Consider the following 20,485-nt stretch of genomic DNA (forward strand, 5'->3'; position numbering starts at 1 on the left):
TAAATAAGATATCATTATGGCAAAAGAAATATTATTCAATATCGATGCCCGCGACCAATTGAAAAAAGGTGTCGATGCATTGGCAAATGCAGTAAAAGTAACTCTTGGCCCGAAAGGACGTAACGTTATCATCGAAAAGAAATTCGGTGCTCCGCACATCACAAAAGACGGTGTGACAGTAGCAAAGGAAATCGAATTGGCAGATGCTTACCAGAACACCGGTGCACAACTGGTGAAAGAAGTCGCTTCTAAGACTGGTGACGATGCAGGTGACGGTACAACTACTGCAACTGTTTTGGCTCAGGCTATCGTAGCTGAAGGTTTGAAGAATGTGACTGCCGGTGCAAGCCCGATGGATATCAAACGTGGTATCGACAAGGCTGTTGCCAAAGTGGTAGAATCAATCAAGGCACAAGCTGAAACTGTAGGTGACAACTACGACAAGATCGAACAGGTTGCTACTGTATCTGCCAACAATGACCCGGTAATCGGTAAATTGATTGCTGACGCTATGCGTAAAGTTTCTAAGGACGGTGTAATCACTATCGAAGAAGCTAAAGGTACTGACACTACTATCGGTGTAGTAGAAGGTATGCAGTTCGACCGCGGTTATCTGTCTGCTTATTTCGTTACTAATACGGAAAAGATGGAATGTGAGATGGAGAAACCCTACATTCTGATCTACGACAAGAAGATTTCTAACCTGAAAGATTTCTTGCCTATCCTTGAGCCGGCTGTTCAGACAGGTCGTCCTCTGTTGGTTATCGCGGAAGATGTGGATAGCGAAGCGTTGACTACATTGGTAGTAAACCGTCTGCGTTCTCAGCTGAAGATTTGTGCTGTGAAGGCTCCGGGCTTCGGTGACCGTCGTAAAGAAATGCTGGAAGATATCGCTATCCTGACAGGTGGTGTGGTAATCAGCGAGGAAAAAGGTCTGAAACTGGAACAGGCTACAATCGAAATGCTCGGTACTGCTGACAAGGTAACAGTATCTAAAGATTATACAACAATCGTAAACGGTGCCGGTGTGAAAGAAAACATCAAGGAACGTTGCGATCAGATCAAGGCTCAGATCGTTGCTACTAAATCAGATTACGACCGTGAGAAATTGCAGGAACGTCTGGCTAAATTGTCAGGTGGTGTAGCAGTTCTCTATGTAGGTGCTGCTTCTGAAGTAGAAATGAAAGAAAAGAAAGACCGTGTAGACGATGCATTGCGTGCAACTCGCGCTGCTATCGAAGAAGGTATCATCCCGGGTGGTGGCGTTGCTTACATCCGTGCTATCGATTCTCTTGAAGGCATGAAGGGTGACAATGCGGACGAAACAACAGGTATCGGTATCATCAAACGTGCTATCGAAGAACCGCTTCGCGAAATTGTTGCCAATGCAGGCAAGGAAGGTGCGGTAGTTGTTCAGAAAGTACGTGAAGGTAAAGGTGACTTCGGTTACAATGCTCGTACGGATGTTTACGAAAATCTGCACGCTGCCGGTGTAGTAGATCCTGCTAAAGTAGCTCGTGTGGCTCTTGAAAATGCAGCTTCTATCGCAGGTATGTTCCTGACTACAGAATGTGTGATCGTGGAAAAGAAAGAAGATAAACCAGAAATGCCGATGGGCGCTCCGGGCATGGGCGGCATGGGCGGAATGATGTAATTCTTCCTTTCCGGACATAAAAATAAGGTATGGAACCGCTTTCCCTGTGGGGAAGGCGGTTCTTTTTTTGCGCAGCTTTGTGATAGAAACTTTTGTGTGTAACTTGGCGTTATTTGTTTGGAAAGAAGTATCTTTGTGTATTGCAAATCAAAAATCCCTGAGAATATGAGTAGTAAAATTTATCCTATCGGCATACAGAACTTTGAAAAGATTCGAAAAGATGGTTACTTTTACATTGATAAAACTGCGTTGATTTATAAATTGGTAAAGACTGGCAGTTATTATTTTCTAAGTCGTCCCCGTCGTTTTGGAAAAAGTTTGCTGTTATCTACTCTTGAAGCTTATTTTAAAGGAAGAAAAGAACTTTTCGAAGGATTGGCGATGGAGAGTCTGGAGAAGGACTGGATTGAATATCCGGTTATTCATTTGGATCTGAATGCTAAAAAGTTTGATACTGAAAATGATCTTATCCGTCTGATAGATCGACAACTTCTTGTTTACGAAGCTCAATACGGCTCATGTTCCAGTGATGAAACGATCGATGACCGTTTGGTTACTTTAATTAGACTGGCCGCAGAAAAAACAGGGCAGCGGGTGGTGATTCTTGTCGACGAGTATGACAAACCAATGTTGCAAGCCATTGGTAGAGATGAGTTGCAGGAAGAATACCGGAATACATTGAAAGCCTTCTACGGCGTGATGAAGTCGATGGATGGTTATATTAAATTTGCTATGCTGACAGGTGTGACGAAGTTTGGTAAGGTTAGTGTATTCAGCGATTTGAATAATCTCAACGATATCTCCATGTGGAATCAATATATAGATATATGTGGAGTCAGTGATCAAGAATTGCATGATAATCTGGAGGTTGAACTTTCTGAATTTGCAGATGCTCGTGGAATGACATATAATGAAATATGTGTTGCATTGCGTGAATACTATGATGGTTACCATTTTACTCATAATTCCATCGGCATGTATAATCCGTTTAGTCTTCTCAATGCATTCTTACGTAATGAATTTGGCAGCTATTGGTTCGAAACCGGTACACCTACCTATCTGGTAGAATTATTAAAAAAACATCATTATGATCTTCAGAGAATGGCGCACGAAGAAACGAGTGCTGAAGTCTTGAATAGTGTTGATTCTACTTCCGACAATCCGATACCTGTCATTTATCAGAGTGGTTATCTCACTATAAAAGGATATGATGAGCGCTTTGGTATTTATCGTCTTGGATTTCCTAACCGTGAAGTAGAAGAAGGGTTTGTTAAATTCTTGCTTCCTTTCTATGCTAATACTAATGCAGTGGAATCTTCTTTTGAAATTCAGAAATTTGTTCGTGAGATAGAAGCCGGAGATTATGATTCTTTCTTTCGACGTTTACAAATTTTCTTTGCTGATACACCTTATGAGTTGATTCGTGATTTGGAATTACATTATCAAAATGTTCTTTTTATTGTTTTCAAGTTAATAGGATTCTATGTTAAAGCAGAATATCATACTAGTGGAGGACGTATTGATCTTGTTCTCCAGACAGAAAAATTCGTTTATGTCATGGAGTTTAAATTGGATGGTACAGCGGAGGAAGCATTGCTACAGATAAATGAGAAACATTACGCTCAGCCTTTCGAATCCAATGATCGGGAGTTGTTCAAAATTGGAGTGAATTTCAGTGCCAAGACACGAAATATAGAGAAGTGGGTTGTAGAAAAAGGAGGAAAATGAGTATTTGAAATTAGTTGGTAAAGTCTTTCTGCCATTTAGCTTCGTTCATAATATTCTTTGCTTTCGTAAAGCAATGCTTTGGATATCCAAAAGCTATGCTTTATGGTTGCTAAAGCGTAGCTTTAAGTTGCCATACGGGAGATGTTATAAATATTATCTTCACCTTCACTTTACCTTCGAAATCCTTTATTTATCGATGATATCGGGTGAAGGCCTAGTTATTCACCCTTTGAACTGAAAATGACATTCGTTCATGAAAGCATCATTCGTTTTGCTATAAGCTAATTTGTTTTTGCTATAATGATATTTGCATTAACTATAACCTAATGGAAAGATGCTAATAGATTATTTTTTTCTTCTCAATGTTTGTTTTAAACATCCTATTGATTGTATGTAAACGAGCGGTCGATTGTATCTGACTTGTCTGAAGAAAGAGGTGAAGGTACCTCCCTTCACCCACTATCACTGATGAATAAAGGTTTTCAAAGAAAAGGTGAAGGGTGAAACCCTTGTTTGAAAACTTATGGTATAATGCGTAAAAGCAACAGAAATCAACAAAATACGTGTTTTTGATGTTGATCCAATTAAAATTCGTTTCTTTGCCTCCAAACTTTTGTCGAGAGGTCTTTGTTTTTTGACCGTTCACTCCTATTATAAGAGTAGGAAGTGTATCTATTTAATAGTGTATATCTAATAGTTTATGCAATGGGGAATTTAATTTCATTTTTTAAGAAAGTAGCCGATGGGCTACGGGCAGAGGGAAACTTTGGGACTGCCCATGTGTATCGAAGTACTTTGAACATTGTGACAACCTTTCATGGGAGTAAATACCTTGATTTTCATCAGGTAAATCCCGAATGGTTGAAAGATTTTGAAGTCTATCTTCGCAGTCGTGGTTCCAGTTGGAATACAGTTTCCACTTACCTTCGTGTGTTGCGTGCGGTTTATAATCGTGCAGTTGATCTTCGTAAAGCGGAATATATTCCGCATTTATTCCGTTCTGTTTACACAGGAACACGTGCAGATAGGAAACGTGCGCTGGAAGATGAAGATATGCGAAAAGTTTTTAGTCGTTTGTCGAAATCATCCACAATTCCTTCAGATTTACGTCATACGAAGGAACTGTTTATTCTGATGTTTCTGCTTCGTGGTTTACCTTTTGTTGATTTGGCCTATTTGCGTAAAAGCGATTTAAGAGGAAACGTGATAACGTATCGTCGGCGTAAGACCGGTCGTTCCTTATCAGTGACTCTGACACCGGAAGCTATGCTTTTATTAGAAAAGCACATAAGTCGGGATCTTAGTTCTCCTTATTTGTTTTCAATTCTTCATAGTATTGAAGGAAGTCAGGAAGCATATCGGGAATATCAGTTAGCCTTACGGAGTTTCAATCAGCATTTAGAATTGTTAGGTCAGTGGCTGGGACTGGAAAGCAAACTTAGCTCGTATACAGCACGTCATACCTGGGCTACGACAGCTTATTATTGTGAAATTCATCCAGGTATCATTTCTGAGGCAATGGGACATTCTTCCATTACGGTGACCGAAACTTATCTGAAGCCATTCCGTAGTAGGAAAATTGATGAAGCAAATAATAGGATCGTTGATTTTGTGAAACGCTCTATTGGTGGAATAATAGTTTGATTACTACCCTGTTACTTGGTAGGTAACGGGACTGAATAGCGCTGCAAATATGGACATATTTTGGAAAACATGCAAACAAAAATGAAAAATTCTCTGATAAACTACTAAAAAAAGAACACATAAACGACAAATACTGCGGATTCTTTGTATTAAGACTGTATTAACCTTAAATTTTGGCAAAAGATTTTCCTCCCCTCTGCCGCTACTACGAAGCAGGGGTAAAAGATTTAGATTCTTTTTGAATCTGTTTTCTACAAAAACTACTTTATAAAGGTTACCACAAAGGTTTCCCCGTTACCTACCAAGTAACGGGACAGGCATTATTGAAACTTAGTGTTTAATAATATATTATTAATGTAATTTTTAAGTAGTTATGAAAAGAAAATTTGTAAAAGTGATGTTCTTCGGGGCGTTAGCACTTTCTACTGTCACCTACGTAGGCTGTAAGGACTACGATGATGACATCAATGCGATTAACGAGCGCATTGATGCGAATGACGCTAAACTGGCTGAGATTCAGAAGGTGCTGGATAGTGGACAGTGGGTCAAAGATGTTAAACCAATCGCTAATGGTATTCAAGTAATTCTGGGCAACGAGAAGACTTATGAAATTACTAATGGTACTAACGGTAAAGACGGTATTGTTTATACTATCGGTGATGATGGCTATTGGTACAAAGGTACTGAGAAAACTCAGTGGAAGGCTGCCGGAGATACTCCTTATATTAAAGACGGTAACTGGTGGATTGGAAATACCGATTTGAAAGTACAGGCTGAAGGTAAGGATGGCAATAGCACTAATGGTACTGACGGTTTGACTCCTTACATCAAAGATGGCAATTGGTGGATTGGTGAAGGTGATGCAGCAAAAAATCTAGGTGTACAAGCTGCTGCCGATATTTATACTCCTGATGCTAGCGGTATATGGTATGTGAACGGAAAGCCGACTGATCCTGCACAATCTTGGAAGGCAGAAGGAACGATTACTGCTGCAGTTAACGAAGATGGTAACATCGTGATTAGTGGTATGAAAGAATATCCGGAGGGATTTGTATTGAAAACGAACACTGCAGTTTTAAGTAGCCTTGTTTTCGAACCACAGTCTTATTTGGGCGGTATTCAAGCAATGAAGGCTATCAGCCTTAATTACAATGAATGGACGGTGAAGACATCCGATGCTACTCCTACAAAAACTGGTGAAGTTTGGCAGCGGAATACAACGAAAGTAAATGTGCTCACTCCGAAAATTGTAGCTTACTATCATGTTAATCCTCAAAATATCAGTGAATCACAGATTGTAGAAAAATCTGTTCATTATGTGGCTGACAATAAGGAAGTTGTTACACGTTCGCAAGAGTTTAATCCTACAGTAACTTCTTATAAATTGGTAGATAAGGAAATAGATGGCAAGAATTGTCGTATGCTGAAAGTTACATTCAGTGCGACTTCAGAAGAAATCAAAGCTTTGGATGCTAAGGAAGTTTCAACGCTTGCGTTACAGGTGTCTGTTCAGTTGAAAGACGAGAAAGAACCTAGAGTAATTACTTCTGATTATGCTGCTATCTATAAAACCAACTGGTCTGACTTTGTTCTTGCTTTTAAAGATAAAGTGAATAATAATGCAACGAATGATGGACATTTGTACGGTGCAGATGACAATGATTCTAAGATAGGTCAAGCTTTGGAAGCTATTGAAGCAGAGGCTAACTTTGCTCTTACAGCTACTGTAGACGCTAAAGATCCTAAAAAACTGGTTCTGAAAGATAAATTCACATTCCATTATAAAGAAACAGCTGATAAAACGGATGCTGATCCTTCTGAAGAGAAAGTTTTTGAAGGTGATTTGGCTGATTTGGATTTGGAAATCGCGTTTGCACAGTCCAACTATATCAGTGGCGATAACAAAACTCCTCAGAATGCATTCTTGAAATTAGAAGATGGTGAGGCTATTTCTACTGTATACGGAGAACCGGGTGTTGCTGCTGCTGATCGTCAGCCAATGGTACGTGTTATGTTGAGAGAGATTGCCACGAAGAAAGTCTTGAATGCTGGTTGGGTGAAAATCAATATTGTGAAAGATGATGTGGATGGTAAAGAAATAGACTATCCGAAACATGAGGAAATTTATGTAGGTTGCGATGATGCAGCGGTTACAACAGATGTTCAATTTATGAATGTAGATGTTTATAATGCGCTTGGTCTGAAGAAAGATGAATTCTATGCTATTTACAAATTGAATGATGCTAAGACTAACCCTGCTATTGGTGACAATAGTGTTGGTAAGGTAGTAGAACTTCAAGATCCTGAAGGTACACAGACAATCCTTGTAGATTGGACTATTGATAATGCAGACTTGTTAGCTGCTAAAGAAGGTGATACATTCACTAAGAAGGTATACTACTCTGCAACAGGACGCAAGGATGTAGTAATCATTTTGACTACAGGCAAGGTACACAAAGCTTCAGGTACAATCGGTGCTAAGAATACAAACCTTTGGAGTGGAAACTCTATTGAGATAGATGCTAAAGAACCGATTGCCACTAATAAGGCTACCTTGGCAGACTTTGATTTCTATTCTGTATTTATGGGTAATAAGATTGTAACTACAGTAGACAGCAAGTTTACAGACTTCCAGCCTACTCAATTGAATGATCCGAAGTTTGTATTTGCGGAAGAAAACGGAGTCGTAACAGCTAAGCAGAAAATAACGATTGATGGAGTTGATTACTATGTATATAGAAACGATGCCGGAGATAAGTTGATGGGTGCGAAGGGAACTGGTGTTGCAGAAGAAGTGGCAGTTATCGTTGGTAGCAAGGTTACTTATAATAAGACAGCTGTTGCCAAAGCGTTGCTGAATAAATCGGCTTACAATGAGAATCCGTTTACTGCAACGATTGAAGTTGTGATTACCAATAAGGGTTGCAATACTAAACTTCCGTTGACTAATGGTAAATTTGATGCTAAGTTCTTGCGTCCGGTTAATATCATGGCAGGTCCGGTTAGTACTATTCAGGATGCTGAAACAGGTGGTGCTAAGGTCGCTTTGAATCAGTTGATTTCATTGACAGACTGGCGTGGACATGATTTTGAAATGGGTACGAATAATTTCTATACGTATTATGGAATTTCAGCATTTGCTATCGCTACTGATAACATTAAGACCAATATGGGACAAACAGATCCAAACAAATTTGTGTTGTGGTCGGAAGTTGCACCTTTGTATCCTAATGTAGTGACTTATGCTGCAGGTACAGATACAAGCAATAACTTGACTGCAATTGAAAATGGTGACTTCGGTATGGTTACATACGATAATAAGGGTGTGACTGTGAAGACTTCATTTAAACTTCAGATTCCTGTAACAGTCAGCTATCCATATGGTGATGTGACGAAGGTTATAACAGTAACTGTATTACCTACGCACGGATAATGTGAACAGTAATTCGTAAGAATCACTATAATCCTTTTTAGGTGGAAGGGTATCTTCTTAAAATGAGAGGATACCCTTCTCTAACTATATACTTAGCGTATGAAAAGAAACGTATTAATTGTTTTTGCTATTCTATGCACTACAATGGCATTTGCACAGAGCGAAGAACAGCGTATAAAAGAACCCGGTAAGATTGTTTTTCATCCTCATTGGTTTATTCAGACACAAATAGGTGCTGCTCATACTGTTGGTGAAGCCAAATTTGCCGATCTGATTTCTCCGGCAGCTGCTCTTAACGTAGGCTATAAGTTTGCTCCTGCTTTTGGTGCACGTGTTGGTGTAAGTGGTTGGCAGGCAAAAGGTGGATGGATTAATCCTGAACAGGTATATCAATACAAATACCTTCAGGGAAATGTAGATATTATAGCCGATTTTAGTACTTTATTTTGCGGTTTTAATCCGAAACGTGTTTTCAATGGTTATCTCTTTGCAGGAGCAGGACTTAATCGTGGATTTGATAATGATGAAGCGAATGCATTGGATACACGTACTTATGAAATGGAATATCTTTGGCAGGAAGGCAAGTTTCTTGTGACCGGACGCTTGGGCTTAGGGTGTGATCTCCGTCTGAATGACCGTTTATCCATTAATATCGAGGCCAACGCCAATGCTTTATCAGACAAATTCAACTCAAAGAAAGCTGGAAATTGTGATTGGCAATTGAATGCTTTAGTGGGTTTGAGTATCAAACTTGGCAAGAGTTATACAAAAACAGCACCGATATATTACGAACCGGAACCGGTAGTGGTTGAACAGCCGAAGCCTGCTCCTGTAGTGGAACAACCACAACCTAAAAAAGAGGTGGTAGCTGAGCCTATGAAGCAGAATATCTTCTTTGCATTGAATTCCGCAAAGATTCAGGATGATCAACAAGCCAAACTTGTTTCTCTGATTGAGTATCTTGAGACACATCCGGCAGCTAAAATAAGCATAACAGGCTATGCAGATGTCAATACAGGTAATCCTAAAATCAATAGCAAACTATCGGAAAAGCGTGCTGTCAATGTGGCTGAAGCATTGAAGGTAAAAGGCATTGCTGCAGATAGAATTAAAATTGATTTTAAGGGAGATACTGTACAACCTTATGCGACTCCGGAAGAGAACCGTGTAAGTATCTGCATTGCAGAATAATATTTTCTAATTCTCGTGTGGTTTGATTTCCCCACTTCCTCTATTCATACGAGGAGCCACATTGAGAATATCCGGAAGTCTCCTGCTTGTGAAAGTTCGGACTTCTACGATGAACCCTTCTTCACTTAAAATGTGGAGATAACCGGGAGTAGATAGAAAGACGATACTTGTGAAAGTCTCTCTTTTCAAAATCTACCCTTGGCAGAGAATGCCTCCCTTATTTCCCTAGGGCATTCTCTTTATGATCTTATTCATCTGTCTTGTTTTCCCGAGATTACTACTTTTAATGTAATCCCCTTATTCCCCACTAATAAGAAGATGTTTAAGAATACAAAAGCCCGGGCTTGAGAAAGTCCGGGTCTTTTATATATTTATAGATTACTATTTGCCTCTGTACGGTTTAATCTGCCGGAAATCCCCGTCATACAATCCTACCAGTAAACTCTGTCCTTTATTATCTACTCTCAATCCACCATAAGCGGCACGATTATAGACAGAATCCTGTCCTTCTTCAAAAAAGAAGGATTCGGCACCGAGGAATAATCTGCCATTTATCGTTTTATATTTCAGGACGATCTCATTTTCATTTACTGGTTCAAGGGATTCCTGAAGACGTATTATTTCTCCGACGTGATTTTTGTCCAGCTTGAGCACGGCATAACCGCGTTTAGCTTCCTGTCTGTTTATCAATTCGGAATTTGCTTCTTTATAGTTAAGCCTCATATAATCTCCTTGCATCAGCGAACGGGGATCGACAGGAGCCAGTTGCAATAATACGAGTTGTCCCTCTTTCAGCGTCTGTTCTTTCTGATAAACAGACCAGTTAAAGTATCCCAGAAGAAGGATTAAATTAGCGATAATCAGTATTCGGCTATATTTTTTCATGTCTTGTCTTTTTTTGAGTGAAAATATACCAGGCTATGAGCAATACGATTCCCGTGAAGAACAGGGTGATCGATTTCGTCAGCAAGGTGATATCCAGATCATAGTAATATTTGGATATGGAATAGATGAAGAGGAGGAGCGCAACTGCGGACTCTGCTTTATAACCGTAATGAAAACATATCAGTATCAACAGGATACTGCCTGATAGATAAGGGGCATGCAGACTGGGAAGGCAGATCAGGATACAAAGAAGATAGATGCACACCTGATGTACCGGACTCTTAACCTGCATCACCTGCATGATTTTATAAACCATCAGAAGGATACCCACCAACATGAAAACAGATATGATCCAGTCATTTGTGCTTTTTGTCAAGTAATTGACAGACAACCCGGCCAATGAAAGGACACACGATACGAACAGACCGGAATGAATAGGTTTGTATTTAGAAAAATCCCCGTTCGTATAGCTGAGTATTTTTGTCTCAGATAGATTGACGAATAAGAAAATAGCTATAATAGGCACGGCAGCGACATTCAGCGGATTCAGTGAAGAGAATAAATTCGTTATCTCTCCGAACAGCGCCATATAGAATGAGATTACCGAAAGGAAAGTCAGGATGAACCCTTTGGATAACAGCATCGTTACTACACTGATCCCTATCAGTACAATAAAGAGGACATCCATGTTTCTATTCATTCCATAACCGGCTAATATACATCCGGCTATGTAGCACGTAATATTCATCGCATCCAGAAAAGGTTTGGTCAGGAGACGATTGACAAATAAAGTAGTAATGATCAGGATACTTCCTACAATCAGGCAGGATGTTTCGGATCGGAGAATGGAGGAAAGTGCCAGAAATCCCAGAAAGAAGATAGCGGTCAGCACTCCTCCGATAATTGAAAGGACTTCGATTGTCAGGTTACTCTTCTGTGCCATACCATTGTTTTTTTAGGTGAAGGATTGCATAAATCAATAAAGTGGTACCGGTGATAACAATAATTCCTGAGAGAAGGAATATGTTGACATCCCTAAGGTTACTGTGACAGATAAACAGGGATAGTAAAATCATCAGTATGGCAAAAGGAATGGCGGAAAGATAGAATAAATTCCTTTGTCTCCATCCGAACCATAACCCTGCCGAGAACAGCAGAACGGTACTTGTGAGCGGAATGGATACGATTGCATCCTTTTCGCAGATTACTGCCATCATAAGATAAGTCACATGCACGATGGTCGCCAGAGAAAGCAGGCTGACAAACCAACGGTTCTGTCGGCTGAGGGTACCTTTGATACTCATCCATTCTGTGACGACCGTTGCCGAAGCGCAAATCCAGGTTACTGCACTGGTCAGCAAAGTGACTGCCCATTGGTTATCCGGCACTATTTGCATTGCATACAGCCAAATGGTAGTACAGAGCAGTCCGATAAACGTCAGCCAGAGCGGAGTGAAACGGATGGCGACTGCCCAGAGGATGGTGAACAGTGTCCAGCCCAGAAACAGGTCATACGCATCAGCGCCCGTCTGATAGATTTGTCCGAATACAGCAAAAAGTGTGCCTACCAGGAATGTGGCTCCGGTGAGGATTATCTGTTTGATAAGTATATTCCATCGGGTAAATACTGTTAGCAGAACAGATGCAACAAGCAATGTTTGTACGATTCCCAGTTTGGCGAATTTGGGAAGATCTTCCCAGTTATAGGCGAAGAAAAAGATAATTCCTGCTACCGTAAAACCAACGCCTGCTGCTAACAGAAAAATAGAAAGAAATTGTTTCCATTGTTTTTTATCGGCATACATCGGTTGCCTGAATAGGAGTGAAGAGTCCGGTTTTTCCATGTACTTTTCTTTTTTGATGATTACAAACATAAGAAAATAAAATGATTATCTTTCGGTTGGATATATAAAAAAGGCAGAATCTGATTCATTGTTAGTCTGTAATGAGATCAGATTATACCTTTCTGAAGATAATCATCTTGTCTGTGTGCAAGGATAAATATCGTTGAAGAAGGAACTGTCAGAAGACTTCCCGTATATGTTTATAATTCGAATTAATAGTATCGATCACTTCCTGTGAGCGTCCGTTAATCAACAGTTTATACATGGACTGGGCGAAGCCTACCATCTGCCCCAACTCTATCTTAGGAGGCATGGCAAGAGCGTTCGGATCGGTCATGATATTTACCAGTACCGGACCATCCAGTTCGAATGCATTTAATAAAGTAGTCAGTACTTCTTCCGGATTGCTGACATTGAAGCCTGTCATTCCCATTGCTTCGGCTACTTGCGCGAAGTCCGGATTCAGCATATTTGTCTGCCAGTCCGGCAGGCCGTCTACTTCCATTTCCAGTTTTACCATTCCCAGGGAGCGGTTATTGAAGACAATGATCTTAATCGGTAACTTGTATTGGACAACGGTTTCCAGATCTCCTAAAGTCATCGACAGACCTCCGTCACCACAGAGCGCCACTACCTGACGGTCGGGGTAGGCAAGCGCTGCCCCGATGGCCTGTGGCAAAGCATTCGCCATAGAACCATGATTGAAAGAACCCAGCATATGCCGTTTTCCCGTAGCTTGCAGATAACGTGCACCCCATACACAAGTCATTCCGGTATCTACGGTGAATATTGCATCGTCCGACGCCAGTTTATCAATCTCGGACATCACATATTCCGGATGGATTTTTTTTATATCTCCTTTATTTTCCGTATAGGCTGCCAGGTCTTTCTTTACTCCTTCATATCTTTTCAGTTGTTTCAGCAGGAAAGTATCATCAGTCTTGGGGTCCAGCATACGCAATAATGCCTGAATAGTCATTCTTACATCTCCGCAAAGTCCGATATCCACTTTGGCACGGCGTCCGAGCCGTTCGGGTTTGATATCTATCTGTGCTATCTTGATGTCATCGGGCAGGAAAGCGGAATAAGGAAAGTCTGTGCCGAGCATAAGAAGTACTTCGGCTTCGTGCATGCTGTAATAGCCGGAAGGCATTCCCAACAGTCCGGTCATTCCGACTTCATAAGGATTTTCATATTGTACTTCCATTTTTCCTTTGAAAGTATATACCACAGGAGCATTCAGCTTCTCCGAAAGCGCGATCACTTCCTCGTGTGCTCCCCGACAGCCGATGCCGCAGAAAAGAGTAATGCGTTTATGGTTGTTCAGCAACTCTGCCAATTGTATCAAGTCTTCTTCCGCCGGACAGACTTCTGGCGGAGCCGGATAATTCTTTACCGAAGAATCGACGGAAACGGAAGATGCTTTGGCCAGGTCTCCCGGTAAGCCTACAACGGCTACTCCTTTTCGGGTGATGGCTGTCTGAATGGCTGATTGAAGCATACGCGGGAATTGTCCCAGAGTAGTTGCCACTTCATTATAGTAGCTGCAATCGTTAAAGAGTTTTATAGTATTGGTCTCCTGAAAATATTCAGTCCCGAATTCTCCGCTGGGGATGGTGGAAGCGATGGCGATGACCGGTGCGCCTGAGCGTTGTGCATCATATAGTCCATTGATGAGGTGAACATGCCCCGGGCCGCTACTGCCTGCGCAGCATCCTATCCGTCCGGTCAGTTGCGCTTCGGCTGCTGCGGCATAGGCTCCGGTTTCTTCATGCCGTACATGTATCCATTGTATCTTATTGTTCTTTCTGACAGCTTCGTTTACTTCATTTAAACTATCGCCCGTCACGGCATAGATGCGCTCTACGCCCGATTCAACTAATGTATCGATCAGTTGTTCTGCTATTTTTTTTGCCATATTTCTAATAGGTTTAGGATTGATTCTTAATGTAATAACAGATGTATGCCAAGAAAAGTTCTGTTTTAACATATGCTAATAAGTCCGTTGTGTCGGTACACATCGCAGGTTTTATGTTAAAAATAATTTTGTAACAACTTTTTAGCATCGGGGAGGGAACAATTGTGATATCCATTTGTTATCTTTATAGGCGAAATCTTAACCTAATGTTTTTAACCTCTTAATAGCTGTAGAAAATGGATAGAAAGCAAATCGGTGTGTATGCTGGTAAAGTCTGGCAACTGCTGAGCAACAATGAGAAATGGGGCTATGGTACCTTAAAGAGAAAGTCCGGGTTGAAGGATAAAGAATTGGGTGCCGCTCTGGGCTGGTTATCGAAAGAGAATAAGATAGAGTTCGATCAGTGTGATGAGGAACTTTATGTATATCTCTGCGTAAATGTTTATATTGGATGAAAGAATGTCTGATGTTTTAATGAGAACAGATTAAATCCCCGAAGTTACATCTTTGTAGATGAGGCTTCGGGGATTTTGGTTTTTTATTCTTTCTCTTTCTTCTGTATTTTCATCTCGATGAGGAAAGCTGTCAGCAGCCCTGCACCACCGAAAAGAAGTACGCATGCGCCATACACGACACTTGCCTGACGTTCCACGTCCCAGTTTCTGGAAGCGGTGTATCCCGGAAATGAGTTGATGCAGATAAAGAAGGCGACCAGTAGACCTAATCCTATTCCAAGCATCAGCAGACCGCTTTTTAAAGAACCGAAGGTAAATCGGGAGCGGGAGTAATTAAGGTTGAGGGATAAGTTACTGTTGATTTCTCCTGTGTTGACTCTGTCAGCCAGCTTTTCAATCATGGCTATCCGCTCTTTCTTGCATACAAAAAGTTCAAATAATTTGTAGATTCCTAATGTAATAGTACCTACGACCAAGGGAATGGTGATAAAATCCATCATAATTATACTGTTTTTAAGTGAATATTTTCGTTCTTTGTATCGTTTGACGCAGTGGACGGAAAAAGGTTACACTGAAAAGCGGATAATTTATAATCCTGTATTTTTTCTTTCCCGGATTGTAACCTTTTGTATCGGGCAGCGTCTAAAGAGTCAAGATGGAACAGAAAGACGAATCATACTATATCGAACGCATACTGGATGGAGAGACGGAATACTTTTCCGTATTTCTTGACCGCTACAGTCGTCCGTTGTATACGTTGGTAGTGCAGATCGTCGGTTGTCCCGAAGATGCGGAGGAACTACTTCAGGATATTTTTCTGAAAGCTTTCCGCAACTTGAATCGTTATAAAGGCGAGTGCCGTTTTTCTACATGGATTTATCGCATCGCTTACAATGCCGCTATCTCGGCTACCCGGAAAAAGAAACAGGAGTTTCTTTATATAGAAGAGAATACGATTAATAATGTACCCGATGAGATGGCGGACAATGTGCTTGCTCCGGCAGAAACCGAAGAACAACTGGAGCGTTTGGAGATGGCGATAGATCAGTTGAGCGGAGAAGAGAAAGCATTGATTACTTTGTTTTATTATGAAGAAAAGTCAATGGAAGAGATCGGTGAGGTGCTGAAACTTTCGATCAGTAATGTGAAAGTACGGCTTCATCGTACCCGGAAAAAGATTTGTGTATTGATGAATAATAAATAGAAGAGAGGATATGGAAGAGGAAAGAAAGATAAACGAGAATACGGGCAATATGCTGAAACAAGCATTGGAACGGAGGCAAACGGAACGACTGTCTTCCAATTTTTCGTATCGGATGATGGAGCGTGTTCATCAGGAGGCTGAGAAGCAGACGAAGCGGAAAACGAGAATCGGTTGGGCAGCTTTGCTGATATCGGCTTTGGCGTTGGTAGGGCTGGGTGTCTATGTGCTGACTTTCTATCTGGAATTTAACTTTGCCGATGTGATGCCGCAAATGAATGTCCGGCAGGATTCTTCTTTGTTTGCATTTTATGTCTATATCGCACTTCTTGCATTGGTCTTGCTCGGATTAGATTATTGGCTGCGCAAGAAGTATATCTGGAAATAATTCTGTTACTTTGCATGACAATTAAAACAATGCGAAGAAACAAGAAGAAACAATGAGAAGTTTTGCCTCTGATAATAATTCCGGTGTGCATCCGTTGGTGATGGAAGCATTGAGCCGGGCAAACGCAGATCATGCGTTGGGTTATGGTGATGATCGATGGACGGAAGAAGCCGTAGCCAAGATAAAAGAAACCTTTACACAGGACTGTGTCCCTTTGTTTGTATTCAATGGCACGGGCAGCAATGTGGTGGCTTTGCAAGTAATGACGCGTCCGTATCATTCAATCTTCTGTGCAGAAACTGCCCATATTTATGTAGACGAGTGCGGCTCTCCCGTGAAAATGACAGGTTGTCAGATTCGGCCGATTGCCACAACCGATGGTAAGTTGACTCCCGAACTGATGCAGCCTTATCTGCACGGTTTCGGCGACCAGCATCATTCGCAACCCCGTGCGCTTTACATCTCTCAATGCACCGAACTCGGAACGATTTATACACCCGAAGAACTGAAACGTCTGACTGACTTTGCCCATCTGAACGGTATGTATGTCCACATGGACGGAGCAAGGATTGCCAATGCCTGTGCCGCTCTTCATCTTTCGCTCAAAGAACTGACTGTAGACTGTGGAATTGACATCCTTAGTTTCGGCGGAACAAAAAACGGACTGATGATGGGGGAATGTGTGATTATATTTAATAAGGACCTGCAACGGGAAGCCCGTTTTGTCCGGAAACAATCTGCCCAACTGGCTTCCAAGATGCGTTACCTTTCCTGTCAGTTTACTACCTACTTGACGGATGACCTGTGGCTGAAGAATGCCGCTCATGCCAATGCGATGGCAGGCAAGCTCTATCGGGCACTTAAGGAACTGCCCGAAGTCACCTTTACCCAAAAGCCGGAGAGTAACCAGTTATTTCTGACTATGCCCCGTCCGGCTATCGACCGAATGCTGGAATTTTATTTCTTCTATTTCTGGAATGAAGCGAATAACGAAATCCGCCTGGTGACTTCTTTTGACACTACAGAAGAAGATGTGAATCAATTTATTCGACTTTTGAGACGTTAAAGGAGAAGAATGGAACAACAAAAGCGCCTGTAATACTGTTGTAATAAAAAGTTTGGGGCTAACTTTGTCCCCGTAATATTGCTTTTATTATGATGGATGCTAGACGAAACGGACTTGTATTATTGGCGCTATTGTTGTTGACACAAACCACTATAAGTGCGCAGACTGATTCTATGGGTAAAGATGTGCCGGTAGATTCTGTCTCTGTGGCAACCTCAGACTCGCTTCAGACAAAGCGTAGTTTCTTTAAGAAGTTTCTTGATTATTTTAATGACGCCAATAAGGAAAAGAAAAATAAAAAGTTCGATTTCAGTGTGATTGGCGGTCCTCATTATTCCAGTGATACCAAGTTCGGTCTTGGATTGGTGGCGGCGGGGCTGTATCGTACAGACCGCAATGATTCGATCCTTCCCCCTTCGAATGTTTCTCTTTATGGAGATGTCTCTACTGTTGGATTTTATCTGTTGGGAGTAAGAGGCAATCACTTGTTCCCGCAAGAGAAATACCGGTTGAATTATAATCTTTATTTTTATTCTTTCCCCAGTCTTTATTGGGGAAGGGGATATGATAATGGAGCGAACTCTGATAATGAAAGCGACTACAAACGCTTTCAGGCACAAGTGAAAGTCGACTTCATGTTCCGTGTAGCGAAAAGTTTCTATATCGGACCGATGGCTGTATTTGATTATATAGACGGGCATGACTTTGAGAAACCGGAACTTTGGGAAGGAATGTTGGCACGGACCACTAATACGAGTCTCGGCCTTTCCCTTCTTTATGACTCCCGTGATTATCTGACCAATGCCTATCAGGGATATTACTTGCGGATAGACCAACGGTTTAGCCCGGCTTTTCTCGGTAATAAATATGCGTTTAGCAGTACGGAACTGACAACCAGCTATTATCATCCGGTATGGAAAGGCGGAGTCCTTGCAGGACAGTTTCACACTTTACTGAACTATGGCAATCCTCCGTGGGGATTGATGGCAACCCTCGGAAGTTCTTACTCAATGCGTGGTTATTATGAAGGGCGTTATCGTGATAAATGTGCGATGGATGCACAGATAGAACTCCGTCAGCATGTATGGAAACGAAACGGAGTGGCTGTATGGGCAGGAGCGGGAACTGTATTTCCGCGCTTCTCCGACTTTACGCCGAAGCATATCCTTCCTAATTATGGTTTCGGCTATCGCTGGGAATTTAAGAAGAGAGTAAATGTACGTTTGGATTTAGGGTTTGGCAAGCACCAGACTGGATTTATATTTAATATCAATGAAGCTTTTTAAGAACATAAAGAAATGGTTTGAAAATCAGGAACATTTGTTTTACTTGTTTCTGATCATCCTGATAATGCCCAACATCGTTCTGTGTTTCACAGAACCCTTGCCGTTGATGGCGAAAGTAAGCAACGTCTTGTTGCCTTTAGCCTGTTACTATCTGCTGATGACTCTGTCCCGCAACTGTGGCAAGATGCTCTGGATTTTGTTCATCTTCCTGTTTTTCGGCGCCTTTCAGATTGTGCTGCTTTATCTGTTCGGACAGTCCATCATCGCTGTAGATATGTTTCTGAATCTGGTAACCACCAATTCGAGTGAAGCGATGGAGTTGCTGGACAACTTATTACCGGCCATAGTCACCGTAGTCATACTTTACATTCCTGCTCTGATATTGGGCATGATTTCAATTATCCGCAAGCGCCGGCTTTCTGTGGCATTTATTCACAGAGAACGGAAGAGAGCCTTCATCCTGCTTGGAATCTCTCTTCTCACCTTGGGCGGAGCTTACTGGGAAGACTCCCGCTATGAACTGAAATCCGATCTTTATCCTCTCAATGTATGCTATAATGTGGGACTCGCTTTTCAACGTACGGCATTGACGCAAAATTACCGTCATACCTCGAAAGATTTTACTTTCCATGCCCAAGCCACTCATCCGGCGGACAAGCGTGAAGTGTATGTAATGGTAGTGGGAGAGACTTCCCGCGCATTGAACTGGCAACTCTACGGATATGAGCGGGAGACGAATCCGCTTCTGTCCCGTCAACCGGGAATTGTTGCGTTCTCCAAAGTCCTGACAGAGTCGAATACCACCCATAAAAGCGTACCCATGCTGATGTCGGATATTACAGCTTGTAACTTCGACTCCATCTACCATCAAAAAGGAATCATCACGGCCTTTAAGGAGGCAGGTTATCAGACAGCCTTTTTCTCCAACCAGCGCTATAATCATTCCTTTATCGATTTCTTCGGAAAGGAAGCCGATACATTCGATTTTATAAAAGAAGATTCGCTGGATTCCGCCTACAATCCTTCTGATGATGAACTGCTGGCATTAGTAGCGAAAGAATTATCCAAGGGAAATCAGAAACAGTTTATCGTACTTCATACATACGGTTCACATTTCAATTATCGTGAACGTTATCCGTCGGAAGACGCTTTCTTTCTGCCCGATTATCCGGTAGAAGCGGAAGTGAAGTACCGTGATAACCTGGTGAATGCCTATGATAACACCATCCGCTATACAGATGGCTTTCTGTCACGTCTGATTCATATGCTCGAAGAACAGCACGTGGATGCTGCAATGCTCTACACCTCCGATCATGGAGAGGATATTTTTGACGATTCCCGTCATCTGTTCCTTCATGCTTCTCCGGTTCCTTCTTACTATCAGCTTCATGTTCCGTTTCTGATATGGATGTCCGACACCTATCGGGAAGCTTATCCCGAACATTGGCAAACCGTGACCGGGAATAAGGATAAAGACGTATCTTCCAGCTGTTCATTCTTTCCTACCATGCTGGAACTGGGCGGAGTGCAAACTTCTTACCGCAACGATTCCTCATCTGTAGTCAGCCCTCTTTACACCATGAAGCCGAGAGTATATCTGAATGACCATAACGAACCACGCCCCTTGGATGATCTGGGAATGAAACAGCCTGACTTCCAGAAATGTCAAGTATTAGGTATTAAGTATTAGGTAATAAGTAATAAGTAATAAGTAATACACCGTAGCCGTACAGGCAAGGCTATACGAAGCTACGATTATTACTTATTACCTATTACTTATTCATTAATCCTT

Annotated in this window: 16 protein-coding genes; 11 read left to right on the forward strand and 5 right to left on the reverse strand. The window is 41.6% G+C overall.

The window, feature by feature from the left end:
* The first annotated feature begins 16 nt into the window (after positions 1–16).
* The 5 genes from groL (at position 17) to KTR07_RS18270 (ending at position 9,650) form a co-directional block, all read left to right on the forward strand.
* A complete protein-coding gene (gene groL, locus KTR07_RS18250; protein WP_008763228.1) occupies positions 17–1,654 on the forward strand; it encodes a chaperonin GroEL in 1,638 nt (545 codons plus the stop codon).
* Positions 1,655–1,819: 165 nt separating this feature from the next.
* Complete coding sequence (locus KTR07_RS18255) at positions 1,820–3,382, forward strand: ATP-binding protein (RefSeq protein ID WP_008767723.1); 1,563 nt, start codon at positions 1,820–1,822, stop codon at positions 3,380–3,382.
* A 705-nt stretch (positions 3,383–4,087) separates the two neighbouring features.
* Positions 4,088–5,026, forward strand: coding sequence for a site-specific integrase (locus KTR07_RS18260; RefSeq protein ID WP_008767724.1), 939 nt, complete (start codon positions 4,088–4,090; stop codon positions 5,024–5,026).
* A 373-nt stretch (positions 5,027–5,399) separates the two neighbouring features.
* Positions 5,400–8,459 carry a hypothetical protein gene (locus KTR07_RS18265; RefSeq protein ID WP_008767725.1) on the forward strand — a complete coding sequence of 1,020 codons (3,060 nt, stop codon included), beginning with the start codon at positions 5,400–5,402 and terminating at the stop codon, positions 8,457–8,459.
* Positions 8,460–8,558: 99 nt separating this feature from the next.
* Positions 8,559–9,650 (forward strand): OmpA family protein, encoded by a 1,092-nt coding sequence (locus KTR07_RS18270; RefSeq protein ID WP_008767726.1) that lies wholly within the window; start codon positions 8,559–8,561, stop codon positions 9,648–9,650.
* Between the two features lie 381 nt (positions 9,651–10,031).
* Here the strand turns inward: KTR07_RS18270 and KTR07_RS18275 are convergent, their stop codons facing one another.
* The 4 genes from KTR07_RS18275 to KTR07_RS18290 all read right to left on the reverse strand — a co-directional run bounded on the left by KTR07_RS18275 (position 10,032) and on the right by KTR07_RS18290 (position 14,297).
* Positions 10,032–10,535 (reverse strand): GDYXXLXY domain-containing protein, encoded by a 504-nt coding sequence (locus tag KTR07_RS18275; protein ID WP_008767727.1) that lies wholly within the window; start codon positions 10,533–10,535, stop codon positions 10,032–10,034.
* The gene (locus KTR07_RS18280) at positions 10,522–11,478 is read right to left on the reverse strand and encodes a DUF4401 domain-containing protein (protein WP_008767728.1); all 957 of its coding nucleotides are present in this window, start codon (positions 11,476–11,478) and stop codon (positions 10,522–10,524) included. Before KTR07_RS18280 ends, KTR07_RS18275 begins: the two co-directional genes overlap by 14 nt.
* Positions 11,462–12,379, reverse strand: coding sequence for a DUF2157 domain-containing protein (locus KTR07_RS18285; protein WP_032841475.1), 918 nt, complete (start codon positions 12,377–12,379; stop codon positions 11,462–11,464). Before KTR07_RS18285 ends, KTR07_RS18280 begins: the two co-directional genes overlap by 17 nt.
* 178 nt (positions 12,380–12,557) lie before the next feature.
* The gene (locus KTR07_RS18290) at positions 12,558–14,297 is read right to left on the reverse strand and encodes a thiamine pyrophosphate-dependent enzyme (RefSeq protein WP_217315473.1); all 1,740 of its coding nucleotides are present in this window, start codon (positions 14,295–14,297) and stop codon (positions 12,558–12,560) included.
* Between the two features lie 236 nt (positions 14,298–14,533).
* Here KTR07_RS18290 and KTR07_RS18295 point away from each other — a divergent pair, with 236 nt between their 5' ends.
* A complete protein-coding gene (locus tag KTR07_RS18295; RefSeq protein ID WP_011108003.1) occupies positions 14,534–14,752 on the forward strand; it encodes a winged helix-turn-helix domain-containing protein in 219 nt (72 codons plus the stop codon).
* 83 nt (positions 14,753–14,835) lie between these two features.
* Here the strand turns inward: KTR07_RS18295 and KTR07_RS18300 are convergent, their stop codons facing one another.
* Positions 14,836–15,252 (reverse strand): DUF6249 domain-containing protein, encoded by a 417-nt coding sequence (locus KTR07_RS18300; protein WP_011108002.1) that lies wholly within the window; start codon positions 15,250–15,252, stop codon positions 14,836–14,838.
* A gap of 155 nt (positions 15,253–15,407) precedes the next feature.
* Here KTR07_RS18300 and KTR07_RS18305 point away from each other — a divergent pair, with 155 nt between their 5' ends.
* The 5 genes from KTR07_RS18305 (at position 15,408) to KTR07_RS18325 (ending at position 20,383) form a co-directional block, all read left to right on the forward strand.
* The gene (locus KTR07_RS18305; protein ID WP_008767733.1) at positions 15,408–15,956 is read left to right on the forward strand and encodes an RNA polymerase sigma factor; all 549 of its coding nucleotides are present in this window, start codon (positions 15,408–15,410) and stop codon (positions 15,954–15,956) included.
* Positions 15,957–15,966: 10 nt separating this feature from the next.
* Positions 15,967–16,341, forward strand: coding sequence for a hypothetical protein (locus KTR07_RS18310; protein WP_008767734.1), 375 nt, complete (start codon positions 15,967–15,969; stop codon positions 16,339–16,341).
* Between the two features lie 52 nt (positions 16,342–16,393).
* Positions 16,394–17,407, forward strand: a complete 1,014-nt coding sequence (locus KTR07_RS18315) for a low specificity L-threonine aldolase (protein WP_217315474.1) — start codon at positions 16,394–16,396, stop codon at positions 17,405–17,407.
* An 89-nt stretch (positions 17,408–17,496) separates the two neighbouring features.
* Positions 17,497–18,693 (forward strand): BamA/TamA family outer membrane protein, encoded by a 1,197-nt coding sequence (locus tag KTR07_RS18320; RefSeq protein ID WP_081029931.1) that lies wholly within the window; start codon positions 17,497–17,499, stop codon positions 18,691–18,693.
* Positions 18,680–20,383 carry a lipid A phosphoethanolamine transferase gene (locus KTR07_RS18325; protein WP_055300325.1) on the forward strand — a complete coding sequence of 568 codons (1,704 nt, stop codon included), beginning with the start codon at positions 18,680–18,682 and terminating at the stop codon, positions 20,381–20,383. Before KTR07_RS18320 ends, KTR07_RS18325 begins: the two co-directional genes overlap by 14 nt.
* The last annotated feature ends 102 nt before the right edge of the window (positions 20,384–20,485 follow it).

The sequence above is a fragment of the Bacteroides sp. MSK.20.82 genome (assembly GCF_019052485.1).
In the GTDB taxonomy this organism is placed as follows: domain Bacteria; phylum Bacteroidota; class Bacteroidia; order Bacteroidales; family Bacteroidaceae; genus Bacteroides; species Bacteroides thetaiotaomicron.

Coding starts and splice junctions, on each gene's coding strand:
- groL (WP_008763228.1), top strand. CDS start 17: ATGGCAAAAGAAATATTATTCAATATCGATGCCCGCGACCAATTGAAA.
- KTR07_RS18255 (WP_008767723.1), top strand. CDS start 1,820: ATGAGTAGTAAAATTTATCCTATCGGCATACAGAACTTTGAAAAGATT.
- KTR07_RS18260 (WP_008767724.1), top strand. CDS start 4,088: ATGGGGAATTTAATTTCATTTTTTAAGAAAGTAGCCGATGGGCTACGG.
- KTR07_RS18265 (WP_008767725.1), top strand. CDS start 5,400: ATGAAAAGAAAATTTGTAAAAGTGATGTTCTTCGGGGCGTTAGCACTT.
- KTR07_RS18270 (WP_008767726.1), top strand. CDS start 8,559: ATGAAAAGAAACGTATTAATTGTTTTTGCTATTCTATGCACTACAATG.
- KTR07_RS18275 (WP_008767727.1), bottom strand. CDS start 10,535: ATGAAAAAATATAGCCGAATACTGATTATCGCTAATTTAATCCTTCTT.
- KTR07_RS18280 (WP_008767728.1), bottom strand. CDS start 11,478: ATGGCACAGAAGAGTAACCTGACAATCGAAGTCCTTTCAATTATCGGA.
- KTR07_RS18285 (WP_032841475.1), bottom strand. CDS start 12,379: ATGGAAAAACCGGACTCTTCACTCCTATTCAGGCAACCGATGTATGCC.
- KTR07_RS18290 (WP_217315473.1), bottom strand. CDS start 14,297: ATGGCAAAAAAAATAGCAGAACAACTGATCGATACATTAGTTGAATCG.
- KTR07_RS18295 (WP_011108003.1), top strand. CDS start 14,534: ATGGATAGAAAGCAAATCGGTGTGTATGCTGGTAAAGTCTGGCAACTG.
- KTR07_RS18300 (WP_011108002.1), bottom strand. CDS start 15,252: ATGATGGATTTTATCACCATTCCCTTGGTCGTAGGTACTATTACATTA.
- KTR07_RS18305 (WP_008767733.1), top strand. CDS start 15,408: ATGGAACAGAAAGACGAATCATACTATATCGAACGCATACTGGATGGA.
- KTR07_RS18310 (WP_008767734.1), top strand. CDS start 15,967: ATGGAAGAGGAAAGAAAGATAAACGAGAATACGGGCAATATGCTGAAA.
- KTR07_RS18315 (WP_217315474.1), top strand. CDS start 16,394: ATGAGAAGTTTTGCCTCTGATAATAATTCCGGTGTGCATCCGTTGGTG.
- KTR07_RS18320 (WP_081029931.1), top strand. CDS start 17,497: ATGATGGATGCTAGACGAAACGGACTTGTATTATTGGCGCTATTGTTG.
- KTR07_RS18325 (WP_055300325.1), top strand. CDS start 18,680: ATGAAGCTTTTTAAGAACATAAAGAAATGGTTTGAAAATCAGGAACAT.